Origin of the sequence: Actinomyces qiguomingii, from assembly GCF_004102025.1 — a bacterium.
GTDB lineage: Bacteria > Actinomycetota > Actinomycetes > Actinomycetales > Actinomycetaceae > Actinomyces > Actinomyces qiguomingii.
The window spans coordinates 2,770,949-2,786,222 of sequence record NZ_CP025228.1; the positions used below are offsets into that span (position 1 = coordinate 2,770,949).

General features: G+C 67.0%; 11 protein-coding genes. All 11 read right to left on the minus strand.

Annotated features, from left to right (window positions below):
• Positions 1-15 precede the first annotated feature (15 nt).
• The 11 genes from tagD to CWT10_RS11750 all read right to left on the minus strand — a co-directional run bounded on the left by tagD (position 16) and on the right by CWT10_RS11750 (position 15,176).
• On the minus strand, positions 16-411 hold the full coding sequence (tagD, locus tag CWT10_RS11705; protein ID WP_103064109.1) for a glycerol-3-phosphate cytidylyltransferase: 396 nt from the start codon (positions 409-411) through the stop codon (positions 16-18).
• 134 nt (positions 412-545) lie between these two features.
• A complete protein-coding gene (locus CWT10_RS11710) occupies positions 546-1,709 on the minus strand; it encodes a glycosyltransferase family 2 protein (RefSeq protein WP_233188344.1) in 1,164 nt (387 codons plus the stop codon).
• Between the two features lie 41 nt (positions 1,710-1,750).
• A complete protein-coding gene (locus tag CWT10_RS11715; protein WP_128683464.1) occupies positions 1,751-4,180 on the minus strand; it encodes a CDP-glycerol glycerophosphotransferase family protein in 2,430 nt (809 codons plus the stop codon).
• Positions 4,181-4,241: 61 nt separating this feature from the next.
• Positions 4,242-4,541, minus strand: coding sequence for a hypothetical protein (locus CWT10_RS17065; RefSeq protein WP_199176387.1), 300 nt, complete (start codon positions 4,539-4,541; stop codon positions 4,242-4,244).
• 64 nt (positions 4,542-4,605) lie between these two features.
• Positions 4,606-5,181, minus strand: coding sequence for a helix-turn-helix domain-containing protein (locus CWT10_RS17070; RefSeq protein ID WP_199176386.1), 576 nt, complete (start codon positions 5,179-5,181; stop codon positions 4,606-4,608).
• A 58-nt stretch (positions 5,182-5,239) separates the two neighbouring features.
• On the minus strand, positions 5,240-7,168 hold the full coding sequence (locus CWT10_RS11725) for a CgeB family protein (RefSeq protein ID WP_233188342.1): 1,929 nt from the start codon (positions 7,166-7,168) through the stop codon (positions 5,240-5,242).
• A complete protein-coding gene (locus CWT10_RS11730; protein WP_158247694.1) occupies positions 7,161-10,094 on the minus strand; it encodes a CDP-glycerol glycerophosphotransferase family protein in 2,934 nt (977 codons plus the stop codon). The genes CWT10_RS11725 and CWT10_RS11730 overlap by 8 nt, the downstream gene beginning before the upstream one ends.
• 102 nt (positions 10,095-10,196) lie before the next feature.
• Complete coding sequence (wecC, locus tag CWT10_RS11735) at positions 10,197-11,447, minus strand: UDP-N-acetyl-D-mannosamine dehydrogenase (RefSeq protein ID WP_103064105.1); 1,251 nt, start codon at positions 11,445-11,447, stop codon at positions 10,197-10,199.
• A gap of 126 nt (positions 11,448-11,573) precedes the next feature.
• Complete coding sequence (locus CWT10_RS11740; RefSeq protein ID WP_103064104.1) at positions 11,574-12,701, minus strand: LCP family protein; 1,128 nt, start codon at positions 12,699-12,701, stop codon at positions 11,574-11,576.
• 74 nt (positions 12,702-12,775) lie between these two features.
• Positions 12,776-13,945: a branched-chain amino acid aminotransferase gene (locus tag CWT10_RS11745; protein ID WP_103064103.1), complete on the minus strand. Its 1,170-nt coding sequence runs from the start codon at positions 13,943-13,945 to the stop codon at positions 12,776-12,778.
• A 166-nt stretch (positions 13,946-14,111) separates the two neighbouring features.
• Positions 14,112-15,176, minus strand: coding sequence for a 3-isopropylmalate dehydrogenase (locus tag CWT10_RS11750; protein WP_103064102.1), 1,065 nt, complete (start codon positions 15,174-15,176; stop codon positions 14,112-14,114).
• Positions 15,177-15,274: the final 98 nt, after the last annotated feature.

The window sequence follows — 15,274 nt, forward strand, 5'->3', positions numbered from 1 at the left end:
TGATACTCGGAGTAATCAGCTGCGTTGCTGCATGTCGTTCTTGATCTGGGTTGTGGAGATCTCCGGCGTGCGTGGGAGATAGACCACTTCGCATAGGCCTGCAAGCTGCTCGTCGAACTTGCCCTTCCAGTCATCCCCCATGACGAACACGTCGATGTCGTACTTCCTCACGTCGTCGACTTTCTGCTCCCAAGTGTATTCGGGAACAACTAGATCCACATAGCGAATCGCCTCAAGCATTCGGCGACGCTCGTTGTATGAGAAATAGGCTTTCTTACCTTTCCCGGCGTTGAACTCATCCGAGGACAGCACCACCACCAGGTAGTCGCCGAGCGCCTTCGCGCGACGGAGCAACTCGATATGTCCGTAGTGCAGCAGGTCGTAAGTGCCATAGGTTATAACGCGCTTCATGGATCCTCGGTATGGGTGTTGGAGAGTCGCGCTCCGGTCGGGCGCACGCCAGAATGCTGCAGGCACGGAAACGCGAATGAAGCGATTCTAGCCGCGTCTTTCCTGGCTCTCCTGCCTCAGGTACGCCGAGAGGATCACAAAACAGCACCAGTCGCGGCCCCATTATAAACATATGGCTGCCGAGCCTGCTCCGTCAGTCGTGCGCACCGCGCGGGTTCATAGGCTCGTTCAGCGGCTTCGTCGTACACCACGTAGCCGCACTCCCGCCCCCAGTACTTCGCCGGCGTGGGAGAGCCGGTCAGGGGAGCTCGACTGTAAAGGCTCGTTACCCGGCCCGCTCCGATGACGGCAACCGCTTCCCTACCTTTCCACAGCAGCATGCGCGCACGCGCGTCCGCACTCAGATGGGGCCACGGTGCGCGCTGGATCAACTCGGCATCGATCCGCTTAGCCAGGCACCGCATCAGCAGCTCGTGCCGCTCAGCGACGCCCGGCATGCCGGGGACTTCCCCCCGGTCAACGACGCCGAAGTACCAGCCCAGGTCATACAGGACGGTCTGCTGCGCCCATGGAGCACCTCCGGTCAGCTCCAGGTAAGGCAGGTAGCGCTCGGTGAACTGTTGAAGGTACCGTCCGGGCCGCCCCCAAGCAGTCTGTACCGCCGAGTCTCCGGCTGTGCGCTTGTTGTAGTAGTAGACGGCCTTAGGAACCACCACACAGCGCGAGTTCAGCACACGCACCATACCGATGAACATGCCGTCCTCGAAGGTTGGCGCGTCCCGATCCTCTGGAAACCTGCACCGCCGAGCTAGGTCACCTCGGATCAACACTTCGTGGGTAGACAGCTGTACGACGTCCGGGGACAACTTCGCATCAGTGCCCTTGACCCCCCGCCGAAACCTGAAGTCCAACGGATGCGGGTAGGAAACGCCGCGTTGACGGACAAGGGTACGTCCAATCAGCATACCCACGTCAGCATCCCGCGCAGCCATCAAAGTTGAGATGAAGGCGGGTACGAGTTCGTCGTCGGGGTCGGGGAAGCCTATCCACTCTCCTGCGGCCCGCGCCAGACCGAGATTCCTGGCCCGCCCCTGACCGCCGTTGTCGGTCTCGATGACCTGGGTACGCAGGTCTGTTCGATCAGCCCAGTCCCTGCAGATTGAGGGGCTCTGGTCCACCACGCCGTCCAGAACAAGCACAACTTCCAAGCGGTCATGGGGGTAATCCTGTGCCTCCAACGAGGCAAGGAAGTCCGGCAGGTACTCGGCCACCCCATACACCGCGACCACCAGTGACACGGTTGGGCAACTATCAATCCGGAGGCGACGAATCAACGCCATTAGATCCTCTCCTTCAGCAGTTGGGACAGGATCCGTTCGCGCGCCGCCGCATCCGGGATGATCAGCTCCGATGCTGGTTGAAGTCTTCCGTCGCGCGCGTCCAGCGCGGCGGCAAGCGCCTGCCCGATACTCTCGGCCGAGACCGCTCCGGCCGCCACATGCATGCGGCGGTAGGCGTCGGCATCGGCGGTGCCGTCCGGACTCCAAACGATCGCCACGGCTCCGAGCAGCATCGCATCATCCAGGATCGAGGAGCGGTCCGAGATCACGGCCCAGGCCCGGGACAACTGCTCGGGCACGTCCGTGCCCGTGGTGGTGGGCACGGCCAGGCTCCTGAACCATTCAGGCGTAGTCAGGGCAAGCTTGGGGTGCACGAACAACACAACATCTAACCCGGACTCTCTCACGGCCTCGGCAAGTTGGAGCCAGCGCGCGTAGAAGCCGGCGAGCAGGTCGGTGCGTCCTGGGTCATTGTCCAGTGTCCTCGAAAGCCACGGACTCCAGGTAGGTGCCAGCACCACCCGATCGCGCTTGCGCCCAAGAAGAGCGTGCATGGCGTCATGGCGTGGGAAACCGGTCAGCCACACCTCCCGGTCGGTGAGCAAGTAGGGGCTGTGGTCGGCGGTGATCGCGGTGTACTCGGCCTGGTGGGCGGTGATAAGCACGTCAATACGGCGGGTGTTGAACCACCTCCACATGTGACGCATGGTCACGCCGTGTTGTAGGAACACCACCCGTTGGTCCCTGCGCGTTCCCGATCCCATCAGGCGTGCGGCTATGACGGGGTCGCCGACGTCAGCTAGCAGCAGCGTGTCAGCCTGCGCCCAGGCCGTCTCAAATGCAGCCGTTCCCGGACAGACCAGCTCAAAACCGTCCGCTTCCAGCCGGTCCCAGTCAGCGCAGCGGCGATCGATGACGAACACATGACGGATACCCGACGCGTGCTCGCGCACGTAGCGGTACAGGGGCTCGGCGTTGTCCCCGGCCGAGTCGTGGCGGTCCATGTACAGCCAGGTGCGGGGAGCGTCCGACGGCGTCACCGCCGGCGCGTCCACCCGTGGCATTCCCCCATCCGCCCGAGTGCGCTCCGGTACCGTGCCGCTGCGGCGGCCGGTCAGCCGGGCCATGCGACGTCGCAGCGCCCGTAGCCTCCGCGTTAGGGCTCGCCGCGCCCTTACTGCCGAGGCCGGCGAGGGCGCGGGCGGGCGCCGTATACCCCGGTATGGCGCGGGGGTGACCTCGCGGTCGTCGATTACGGCGGTCAAGGTCCCCTTGGGAAGCCAGACGAGCCGCTCGTAGACGAGTACGTGATCAAAGTAGGTGTGGTCGACGATCTTCGCGCTCGTCGGCTCAACCGGCTCGCCGTCGACGTACCACTGCTCTCTAGGCAGGGAGCCGGTGAAGAAGTATGACACCTGGCGGTCGGCCCGGAAAGGGCGCTCCGATGGCAGGACGGGCTCGGGCAGGCGGGCACCGGTGGCGGCAAGCAGTGCCGCCAGCCGGTTGAGAGCAACCGGCGTGGCGCAGTACGCCTCCGCCTGGGTCGCGGGCACACGTGCAAGCACGCCGACCAGCAGCTCGGCCACGCGTGCGCGTTCGACCTGGCTCATAGTGTGCGCGGCGAAGCGCAGGCCCCGGTCGGCGTCGGTAACCTCGATCAGGCGTGCCAGTACCAGCTGATGCACCCAGGCTGGGAGCCCGCCCTGCTCCTCCGCCGCGGCATACCAGGCGGGAACGTCCCGCTCCAGTACCTGGACGTACTCGGGCAGCGTGGACAGCGGCGGCGGCTCCTCCGGCCGGGGACGCTCTATGATCCCCGGCCCATCGTGCAGGCATACCCGCTGGCCAGTGTTTGCAAGCAGGCGGATCAACAGCGTGGCGCCATCGGCGTCGGCCTCGTCCCAGGGCGGGAGGCCGCCCGCGGGCACATCCATGATGGCGCCCCCCAGCCGCTGAGTGAACAGGTGAGGCTCTTCCAGCAGGTTGGAGTCGCGGGCCCCGTGGGTAAAGCGAGCCCGCAGCGGGTGGGTGTCGGAGACATGGCCGTCAACCATTCGCTTGAGCGGCACCATGACCACATTGGCACGGCCGCCTACCGGCAGTTCCTCGATCAGCCCGGGCTCGGGCACGTCCCCGGCCCGCAGCACCAGCACCCTGATGCCGCGCAGGCCGGCAAGAACCAGGCGCGCTGCAGCCAGTGGTGTCTCCCCAACCACTGGCTCCAGGCCATGATCCGCGAGCGCCGCAGCCTCCGCCGGGGTGGGACCGCCGGAGCCCACGCATACCACGACGTCGCTGATCCGCTCATCCGCAAGGCCGATGAGTGTGGTCTCCAGGTCCCCGCCGCCGTCGACAATGACCACCACGCGCAGACTCATAGCACCGTGGAGGATCCCCTCCCGGTCACGAAAGACAATGCCGTTCCTCAACAAAGGTGCTCCTGATGAATAACCCTCCCGGTGTCGAAGGCATACACCTTCGCCGCATCGCTCACGAGATGTCCTCCCAGATCGCGGTTCGTTCCCTCGTAGGCGGTACCGGGAGATCCTCCACGTCAACCAGGCCCCACAGAAGGTCGGCCGCACGCTCCCTGCTGATCTCCTCCTCGCGCACGAGCTCGAGCACCGCGCGTTGGAAAGCACGCGGCTGCGTCGTCCCGGCCAACTCCTCGGTGGGATGAAGGTCGAACTCGATCATGTCTGCCTGGGTGGTCCGAACGGCCCGGATATCCCCCGCCTCAGATGCAGAGACGACGCCCAGGTCGCCCAGGCGACGTGCGAGAGTTGACATGTCCACCCGATACTCGCTGCCGATGATGACCGCCGCCGTACGCATCCCAGACCGCTCTGCGATCTCATTCCATCGCTCCGTTGTAGCCTCGCGCGGAAGCAGGAAGGCCCGCGCGAAAGCATCCAGTCCAGCCGGCGCCGAGGGGCTGCGTAAAGACAAGGAGGCCGATTGCGGCCAGGTGGTCCTGGATCGCACGAGCTGGCTCGTCCTGGCCATAGTTGAGCAGTCCCCGAGCCCTCGCCGCCATCGCCTCGGCCTTCTCCTCGGAATCGGGCCGCTCCCATGCCTCCGTCGGGGCAGCCGCTGTGAGGGGACGTAGCGAGTGGATCAGCCGAACCTCGTCAGCGAGGTCTGCGAGGAGTGCGTCAATCTGCGAGTCCACGGTGTCAAGCCCCTGGGAGGAGCGATGGGCTACCACCGCGGCAACCGGTTCCTCGAAAAAGGCGGCCATGCGTACGCGGAGCGCGCGGGCAATGTCGGAGAGCTCAAGCGCGGAGACCTTGCGCGTGCCCGCCTCGATCTTGTTGACCGCCGTCCGCTCAAGTCCCACCTGCTCGCCCAGATGCTGCTGGCTCAAGCCGGCACGCGTACGCGCCTCACGGATACGGAGGCCAAGGGACTGCGGCGTGACCTCTACCATGTGTGCGATTCTGGCACGTACGTTCCTCACGTGACAATCCCCGAAACCGCAGTGGGCGCTAGTCACTCTCCACCCCGATCAACGCATCCCAGCCGGGAATCTCCGCGTCACCTGGCGCGCCCCAGTGGGAGATCCGGCCGGTGGCCAGCACCTCCGCGGAGGAGATGCCCCAGGTGTGGCCGGGTCCGGCGCCGCGGCGCTGCACGAAGCCGAAGCGCGAGGCGGAGTACATCCGGGCGCCGGCGGTGGACGCCCGCTTGAGGAAGCCGGTGTCCTCCCCGATGGTGGTGTCCGGGAAGCCCACCTGGCGCGCCAGCTGGGTGGTGGCCACCAGCGTGGGCCCGGACAGGAAGGCCGTGTAGCGGTGCTCCCACTCGGGGAAGCGCAGGACGACGGCGTTCTCACCCTCCAGGTGGACGAAGTGGGCGTGCTTGCCCACCACCTCGGCGCGGGCGTAGTCGGCGGCGGCCAGGGACTCGAACAGGTAGTAGTCGCCGTACAGGTCGTCATCATCCAGTTTGGCGATGAAGTCGGTCTCCGCCCGCTCCAGCATGCGGTTGTAGTTGGCCCCCAGCGAGTCGGTGGCCTCGCCCACAACCCAGTCCACCTCCAGGCCCAGCTCGCGGGCGCGGGCGCGGGCAGCGTCCGGTGCCTCAAAGCCGTGGGTGAGGATGATGGGCCGCAGCTCGACGTGCTGCTGGCGGGCGAGGGTGTCCAGTACGCCGTCCAGACGCTCGGGACGAATCGTTGATACGAGCGGGGCGATGGTGGGGCGGCGGTAGGCCCGCTCCCCCAGGCCGACCGCCTCCAGCACCTGGTCCACGCGGGCGGTGTAGGTGTGCCGCAGCCAGATCTCCCGCTGCGCCAGGTAGGTCATGCGGTCGCGCAGTTCGGGATTGCTCACCAGGGCCCGCTCCGCCCAGTAGGCCTCCTCGCGGTCGCCGACGACGGCGAGCGTCCCGGCGGGCAGGAAACGCCCGGTAGCGGGCGAGGGCATGGTCACCACCGGGGTGCCGCAGGCGGTGATCTCAAAGATCCGGCGAGCGAACATGGATGGGCTGGAGACCACCGAGTTGACGTTCAGGAACACCTTGTAGCCGCGGTAGGCGGACAGCATCTCCGGGTAACTCAGCGAGCCGCGCACATAGGCGTCGTAGGGGGCGGGGAACTGGTAGTTCGCGTCAGCGCCAAGGTAGCGGGAGAAGATGTCCAGGCCCCGGCTCAGCTTCGGGGCGGCGTCCACGGCGGCGCCCAGCAGCGTCTCCATCTGCTTACGCCGCTCGGGATACTTGTGGGCGAAGTACATGCCGGCGAAGGCGATATCCCGCAGCGGGACGGGGCGGCCGTCGTCGTCGCACAGGCGCACCGGGTTGTGGATGGTGGGTTGGGCGGCGAAGGGCAGCACGCCGATGCGGTCATGGCCCAGCTCGGTGCGGTAGCGGTCCAGGAGAGTCTCATCCGTGGTGAACACCCAGTCGAACAGGCGGGCGGTTGCAATCGCCTCGTCGTAGTGGGCGGGGTCCTCCTTGTTCCAAAACACCGTGGGAATGCCGGCGTCGCGGGCGTGCGCAACCAGTTCCCGCAGGTGGGTGGAGGGCCCGTTCCTGCCGATCACCTGGTAGCGCCAGGCATCCCCGTTGCCGTGCCACGCGGATTCCACGAACAGCAGGTCAATCGGCTCAGCGGCGATCTGCTCGCGCCACTCGGCTGGGGTCAGCACTACGGGCCGCCACTCGTACTGGAGTGCGAGGGCGGTGAACTCGTCCGCAATCACGCCGACGGTCAGGTCGTGGCGGGGCGGGGCGGCGTCGGGTGCGGGAACCTCCCAGGCAGGGAAGGCGACCTGCCCCTTGCGCACGCGACGGCGCCCGGACGGCCGGGCCCAGGCGCTTGCCCGCCGCCTACGCCGGAACTCCCTGACCCCGGCGACTCCGCCGTGGCGGGCATGCCACAGGGTCTTGCGGGCCATGCGGAACAGGTCACTCATGAGGCTCCTCCTCGCCAGGGCGGGCCGGCACCGCACCCGGCAGCACCGTATCGATCCAGGCGCACACGGCGTCCAGACTTGCGCGAATAGGTGCGGGATCCACCACCGCGGGCACCGGACCAGCGGCCAGCAGCTCGGCCGCGCGGGCCTGCACCTGCGCCTGGGTACGGGTGACGGGCAAACCCGAGTCGGCCGGCCAGTCCGGGTAGAAGCCCCGCTCCCGATCCCGGTACGCCTCCAGGTCCGGCAGGTGCAGTAGGGCCGGGCGGCCGGTCAGGGCCCAGTCGAATATCACCGAGGAGTAGTCGGTGATGAGCAGGTCGGAGGCGAGCATAAGGTCCTCGATGCTCGGGTAGCGGCCCACGCCGATCACGCGGTCGGCCTCCGCCCGCAGGGTATTCATATGGTGGCTGCGCAATAGCACCACGGCGCCGGTAGCGCGGGCCAGGGCGCCGGCGTCCAGGAGTTCCAGAGCGTCCTGGTGGGGGCGTCGCAGTCCCTCCCGCCAGGTCGGCGCGTACAGGATGACGGGTTCGTCCGGGCCGATGCCCAGTTGTGTACGCACTCGCCGTGCCTGCGCCTGCCCGCCCAGGAGGCCGGTGTTGCGCGGCTGCTCGCCCACTAATACCTGCCCGACGTACCCCAGCCCGTGGCGAAGATCAGCCGCAGCGGCCGGGGACTGCGCCAGCAGGAGGTCCCACTGGGGTACCTGGCGGGCCATCAGGCGCCGGTAGGGCAAGGTGACGGAGGCGCGAGGGGCGTCATTGAGCAGCCGCTTGATCGGCGTGCCATGCCATGTCTGCAGCAGGCCCTGCCCTGGGCGCTTGGTGAACCAGTGGGGCAGGTGGTCATTGACTACAAGCAGGCGGGCGGTGCGCAGGGCGCGGAACCACTCGGGGGTGCCGACGACGATCGGCGTGGCCCCGGCCGGCACGGTCACCGTCCCGTCCCGCACGGATACCCACAGCGGCGCACGCGTATCGCGGGCGATGAGTTCGTCGCGGATGGCACCGGGATTGTCGCCGGCGGACTTGCCGCCGAAGGTCTCGAAGAAGATCCCGGGTACAAGCGGTCCCCACTCCTCCTTGATCAACAGGTGTTGGCCGTACCGGGAGCGGTACTGCGGGTCAACCGGCGCGATGATGCTCAATTCCAGACCCCCGTCCACCTGGGGACGCAGGCGCACACGGCGTACGCGCCCGGCCAGCTCGGTCGGGGGCCCGTCCAGGGCTGCACCAGTGACACAGCACCCCTCGCCGCCCACAGAGGACCAGCGCAAGACGAAGCCGCCGGAGGGCAGGTTCGGGTCCCCCAGGTCCAACTCCGCCGACCAGGTATCTGAGGCAACGGTCGTCGTGAACGGGAAGCTTCCGTTGGAGGAGGCGGCAGTGATGGCCAGGTCGGCGGGAACGGGACCGGAACCTCCCACTCGGAGCCGTCCGCCGTCCAGACGGGCGTGGTCGACGATCACCCGGGCCGGAAGGAGCCTGCCCCCGCCGGATCGCAACTGCTCCGGACGCGTGGGACGAATAACCAATGCCCCGCCGTCGGCCGCGGCGCTCCACCCCGTGGCCGACGTGCGCGGGCGGCGCGCCCCCAGTGGCGGCGGCACCGGCTGCGCCAGCAGCCGGCCGGCTACCCGGAGGCGTAACCGCACCCGCATGGGGACAGGCGGGACGCCCGCCAGGCTGAGGCTTGCGCGGTAACCGGAACCGGCGTAACTGCGCCAGGGGTCCTCGGCCTCCAGATCCGCGAGCGGCGCTGCATGACGCTCGACGTCGACGCCGGTAATCTCCCGGCCATCAGCGTCTATTAGGACTAGCTCAGGCGCGGGATGGGCGCCGGGATCCAGGCCCGGCACATACGCCCAGCCCTCCAGCTGGAGCCTGTCCTCACCAATCCACCGGCATGCCCGCAGCACCTGGCGGATGTGCAGATCAGCCTCCGTGACGGCCCGGACCTGCTCGGGAATGGGAGCGATCCGCTCAAGCACAGGAGGATCGGCGCGCAGGCCGCCCGCCGCAGCAGTCAGGGGGACGGCAGGCGTGTCCTCGTAACGGGACGCCAACACCTCGAGCAGGTCGGCCTGGTCGGCGTGCGCCAGAACCCACAGCAATAGGCGGTCGGTAATCGGCAGGGCGGCCCGTGTAAGCGCCTGTGCGTCCACAAGACCACTGCGGGCAAGGACACGCAGGCGTTCCACCGCATCATCGGGCTGGTCCGGCACTCCGGCAGCCAGATCGAGGATGGCGCGATAATGCAGGACTCCGAGCAGGGACTCGTCCCGACCACCGAGTGTCCGGCGATCCGCGGCCACACCGTTCACCAGCGCCACAAGACACGCCTGCCAGGAGGACTCCGGGGCGTTGGCGGTAAGAATCAGATCCTGAGGCTCGATCACAATCGGCTCCGCGTCAAGGACCATCCGCAGTGCAGCGGCGCGAGCAAGCGTCTGCGGGGACTGCTCCCGGATCCCCGCCGCGGCCGTGATCCAGGTACCGGTGGGGGCGATCACTCTGCCGGGATTGAAACCATCCAGCAGTGCGGGCGCGGACATGATGCCGCACAGTCGGCGCGGCTCCACCGCATGCGCACCGGGCTCTTGGCTGAGCGGCCTGGCTGCCCCGAGGTGGACCGCACCGTCGGCGGGCACCCCGGCATATCCGCCACGGGCTGCGGCGTCGGCTGCAGAAACGACCGTCAGCATCCGGCCCCGGGCCGCGCCGAGCGCCGTCGTCAATCCTCCCGCGATTACGCGGACACGGCGGTTACGAGAAGCCAGCTCACGAAGGACGTCACGTTCCGCCGTCGGGCAGCCCCGAGTGACGACGACTAAGACCTCGGTCTCGCCCTGACGCTGGTTGAGCAAGGAGCGAATCGAACGTTCAATGCGGGAGCCCACACCGGCCACGACAATTACGCTCAACGCGGGCCGTTGTCGCCGCGTGACGGCGCGCAGGCCGCTAAGGCGATCAAGTGTGCCGCGAAGTCCCATTGCGTCGTTACTCTCCGGTAAGCTCCGGGCGTTTCAGCGCCAGGCGCCGCGGGTGTCGACGATGCGCTTGCCCGCGAGCAGTGTCCGGTCTAGGTCTTTGAACTCCTTGTGGTCCACCAACAGCACCACCACGTCCGCGCGAGCGATCGCCTCCCGGTAGTCCACGAAGGCGACGTGCGGCAGCCCGGAAAGCGCTGCGGGCGGTTCAGCAATATTCGGCTCCGCCACTAGTACTTCGGCGTCGGGAAGCTGACTCCCCAGATCCCGGGTGATGGAAAGCGCCGGCGACTCGCGCAGATCGTCCACGTCCGCTTTGAAAGTCAATCCCAACGCCGCAATCGTCGGTGACTCCAGCCCCGCCACAGCTTCGCGCACGCATTCAATAACATGCAGCGGCTTAGAGTCGTTGACGCCGCGCGCCGCCCGAATCACTCTTGTCTCATCCGGTGCGGCTGACACAATGAACCAGGGGTCCACGGCGATGCAGTGGCCGCCCACCCCCGGACCAGGTCGCAAAATACTCACCCGCGGGTGCAGGTTCGCCAACTCGATCAGCTCCCACACATCGATTCCGAGCTTCTCAGCGACGATCGACAGCTCATTGGCGAATGCGATATTCACGTCTCGGAAGGCGTTCTCCGTCAGCTTCACCATCTCCGCCGTCCTGGCGTCCGTCAGCCGCAGCTCACCTTCGCAGAAGGTGGCGTAAAGATCCCGTACCAACTCGGCGGCCCGCGACGTGAGGCCGCCAATGATCCGGGAGTTGCCGACTATCTCCGCCATGATCCGTCCCGGCAGCACCCGCTCCGGGCAGTGCGCGAAGTGCACCACCGGTCTCCCGCAGGTTCCGTCCAGCGACAGGTCCGGCCGCTCCCCCAGAATCATCTCAGCCAAGAGCTCGGTGGTCCCAGGAGGTGAGGTGGATTCCAATACCACCAGCTCATCGCCTACCAGCTGCGGCGCAATCCCCCGCGCCGCAGCCTCTATATATGACAGGTCCGCCTCATGGGCGCCGGTGGTTCCCCGTTTGAAGGGCGTCGGCACCGCCACGATGTACACCTCCGCGGGTGGCGTGTGCGTCTGTGCCCGCAACCGGCCCCGGGCAACGACGTCGGCTACGACCTTGTCCAGGCCAGTCTCCGCGAAGGGCAGCTCTCCCCGGTTGACCGCATCAACATGCCTCTCAGACACGTCCACCCCGATCACCTCGGCGCCCGCGCGTGCTAGCACGGCCGCAGTCGGCAGACCGATGTAACCGAGTCCAACCACACAAATCGAGGTCATGGGCGGGGTATCTCCTAAGGGTTGACCAAGGCCAGTGGGGAATCCTGACCATTGTGTTGCTAACAGACTAGCCAATCAGGGCGCGTAAAACCCCGACGCTAATACATACGTCCGAAGTGAATACCGTCAGTTAACCGTGGCCGGAAGCAGGGCGACGGCGTCGGGATTGTCCTCCAGGAAGTCCTCGACCTCATCGTTCTGGAAGGCCTCGAACAGGGGCGCGCAGGCCTCGGCGTCGAGCAGGACTATCGACTGGCCGTCGGCGCTGGTACCGGCGCCGGAAGTCGGCACGGTCATGAAGTTGATGTCCGTGGAGCGCAAGCCGCGCAGATCCACCGCCAGCGACTGCAACACACCGATTGTAAAACCCTCGTCCACGGCCAGGGTCTGGGTGACCGTGGTCAGCAAGGAGTACAGCTTGGTCGGGCTGGACAGTATGCCGTTATTGCGCACCGCTCCGACCATGGCCCGCATCCATGCCTGCTGCCGGTTGACGCGGTCGAAGTCGCCACCGGGCAGGCTGGAGCGCTCGCGCGCATAGGCGAGCGCCTGCTCACCGTTCAGCACCTGCGCACCCTGCCCGAACTCGGTGCCAGCCAGCGTCTGGGGGTTCTTGAGGTTTAGGGTCACGCCGCCGATCGCGTCAGTGATGCCGCTGAATGACTCGAAGTCGGCTACCACGAAGTGGTCTATGCGCACGCCCGTGAGCTGCTCCACGGTCTGGATAGACAGGCTGGGCCCGCCGAGGGAGAAGGCGGCGTTGATCTTGTTCTCCCCGTAACCGGGGACATCCACCCAGGAGTCTCGCGGGATGGACATCACCGAGACGTCCTCGCGGTCACCGCTTATCTGCACGATCATGATCGCGTCGGTGCGCTGGGCGCCGGCCTCCCACTGGCTGGGGTCGCCGGCGGAAATACGAGAGTCTGAGCCGAGGACGAGAATATTCGTGGCCGGCGAGTCGGATTCCTGCTCGGGGGCGCGGTCACCGGCGGCGATTGACGCGAAGGGGTCACCGATCGTCTCAATGTTGGATGACAGGCGGTTGCGCAGCCACAGCCCGCCGACCGCAGTTCCGGCGACGAGCACGAGTACGACGGCGAGCACGGATACCAGGGCGATACGCCAGCGCCGTCCACTGCGGCTCTTCCGGTCATTCCCGTCGAGGGTCTCGCTCCGCCCGACTCCGCCAAGCACATCGGCCTTCATGTCACCGGGGGCGTCCTCGCCGCCGCGCTGCTCATCGTCGCTCATGGCCCAATCTGACCACACCGGTCGAGCCCGAACCCCCCGCTATTATAGGGATCTGATCACAAGCCGATTGCGAGTCAGACCAGACGGTACATCCAGTTGTAGGGGTCCTCCAGACGCCCGTACTGGATGCCGGTGAGCCGCTCGTAAATGTCGTGGGTTACCTCGCTGCCCTCGATGGCCACGTCGAAGTCCCTGCCCCTGAGGCGTCCCAGGGGTACCACGACGGCCGCGGTGCCGCAGGCGAAAACCTCGCGGACCCTGCCGGAGGAGATGTCCTCCAGCAGCCGCTCCAGAGGGATGGTCTCCTCCACGACCCTGCGGCCAGAGTCCAGGAGCAAGCTGATGATGGCGCTGCGCGTATTGCCCTCCAGGATCGTGCCGGTCAGGCTGGGCGTGCGCACGGTGCCGTCGGCGTCGACGACCATAACATTCATGCCACCGAGCTCCTCAAGGTTCTCCTCGGTAACGTCATCCAGAAAGCACACCTGATCACACCCCTGGGCGTCCGCCTCCTGCTGGGGCAGCAGAGAGGAGGCGTAGTTTCCGCCGGTCTTGGCGAAACCCGTGCCGCCACGGCCGGCACGGTGGTAGTCCTGGTCCACCCAGATGGAGATGGGCTGAAGCCCGTTGGTGAAGTAAGCGCCGGATGGGGAGGCGATTACGTAGTAGTCGATGGTGTTGGAGGCGTGCACCCCTAGGAAGGGCTCGGAGGCGAAGGCATATGGCCGCAGGTACAAGGACTCCCCCTCTCCGGAGGGCACCCAGTCGGCGTCGGCACGCACCAGATCCACCAATGAGGCAATGAAGTCCTCCTCCGGCAGTTCCGGCACCGCCATGCGCCGGGCTGACAGGTTCATCCGGGCGGCGTTATAGCGGGGCCGGAAGGTCCAGATCGAGCCGTCGGCATGGCGGTAGGCCTTGATGCCTTCAAAGATCTCCTGCGCGTAGTGCAGGACGGCGGCGGCGGGCGAAAGGGTCAACTCCCCGTAGGGAACAATCGCGTGTTCCGCCCACCCGCCGTCGCGGGTCCAGCGGGCATGGGCCATGTGGTCGGTGAACACCCTGCCGAAGTGCAGGTCTGTGAGCGCCTGGGATCTCTCGGCGTCACTGGCCGGGTGCGGATGGGGCTGCCGGGGGAAGCGGCCGGCCAGGGAGTCGGCGGGAGGGACCGGGACAGCGGCGGCACGGGCCAGAGGCGTGGTGAGGGAATCGGGCGTGGAGGCAGCGGCTGGGGTCACAGACATACCGGCACTGTACCGTCGCCCCACGGGGCGGACAGCGTTCTCTCACATGCTGATTCCATGCGATCCCACGCCTTCATCTGGTGGTGACAGTCCCGTACGGCGCGCCGACGACGGCGTCGCCCGCTATCGCCCGCTGAGACCTCCTGCCCCCTCCGGTGGGCCTGCGTCAGCCGCATACGGCGGCCGTGATGGCATCCCCGATCTCACTGGTGGTGCGCACCAGCGGGGCGCCGGTGGCCTCGGCGGCCGCCCGGGTCGCCATATCAGCGTCCACCGCGGCTTGCACCCGGGCGGCGGCCTGCGCCATGCCCAGGTGGTTGAGCATCATGGCGACGGCGGAGATCGTGGCCACCGGGTCGGCCTTGCCCTGCCCGGCGATGTCCGGAGCGGAACCGTGAACCGGCTCGAACATGGAGGGGAACTGGCCGACCGGATTGAGATTGCCCGAAGCCGACAGTCCGATGCCACCGGTGATGGCCCCGGCCTCGTCGGTGAGGATATCGCCGAAGAGGTTGTCGGTGACGATCACATCGAAGCGGCCCGGGTCGGTGACCAGATAAATGGTGGCGGCATCCACATGGGAGTAGTCCACCTTCACCTGGGGATACTCGGCTCCCACGGCCTCCACGGTGCGACGCCACAGATGCCCCGCGTTGACGAGCACGTTGTGCTTGTGCACCAGGGTGAGGCGGTGTGCCGGGCGGGCCTGGGCAGTCTCGAAGGCGTAACGCACCACGCGCTCAACTCCATAAGCGGTGTTGACACTGACCTCGGTAGCGATCTCCTGAGGAGTCCCGACCCTAACGGCGCCGCCGTTGCCGCAGTACAGGCCCTCGGTGCCCTCGCGCACGACTACGAAGTCAATGCTCCCGGGATTGGCCAGGGGCGTTGCCACACCCGGGTAGTACTTGGAGGGCCGCAGGTTGACGTAGTGGTCCAGGGCGAAGCGCAGACGCAGCAGCAGCCCCCGCTCGAGCACACCGGAGGGGACGGAGGGGTCGCCGACGGCACCCAACAGGATCGCATCATGGCCCTTGATGTCCTCAAGCTCGGCATCGGTGATGGTCTCGCCGGTGCGGTGCCAGCGCTCGGCACCCAGGTCGAAGGCGGTGGTGGTCAACGAGACGCCGGAGTCCTTCAAAGCGGCCTTGAGCACCTTCAACCCCTCGGGCACCACCTCCTTGCCGATGCCGTCACCGGGAATCACTGCAAGCTTGATGGTCTGCGTCATGCGGCGACCCTAGGCGGAGCAGCCCCCCTGCGGGGCGCGCATCTCAGATACCGGCGCGGCCCCGAGCGGGCCTAGTACGAGGACGGCAGGGACCGCCC

Bases quoted from the DNA above. Each gene is read 5' to 3' on its own strand.
- tagD (WP_103064109.1), bottom strand. From the start codon at position 411: ATGAAGCGCGTTATAACCTATGGCACTTACGACCTGCTGCACTACGGA.
- CWT10_RS17065 (WP_199176387.1), bottom strand. From the start codon at position 4,541: ATGTCAACTCTCGCACGTCGCCTGGGCGACCTGGGCGTCGTCTCTGCA.
- CWT10_RS17070 (WP_199176386.1), bottom strand. From the start codon at position 5,181: ATGGTAGAGGTCACGCCGCAGTCCCTTGGCCTCCGTATCCGTGAGGCG.
- CWT10_RS11725 (WP_233188342.1), bottom strand. From the start codon at position 7,168: ATGAGTGACCTGTTCCGCATGGCCCGCAAGACCCTGTGGCATGCCCGC.
- wecC (WP_103064105.1), bottom strand. From the start codon at position 11,447: ATGACCTCGATTTGTGTGGTTGGACTCGGTTACATCGGTCTGCCGACT.
- CWT10_RS11740 (WP_103064104.1), bottom strand. From the start codon at position 12,701: ATGAGCGACGATGAGCAGCGCGGCGGCGAGGACGCCCCCGGTGACATG.
- CWT10_RS11745 (WP_103064103.1), bottom strand. From the start codon at position 13,945: ATGTCTGTGACCCCAGCCGCTGCCTCCACGCCCGATTCCCTCACCACG.
- CWT10_RS11750 (WP_103064102.1), bottom strand. From the start codon at position 15,176: ATGACGCAGACCATCAAGCTTGCAGTGATTCCCGGTGACGGCATCGGC.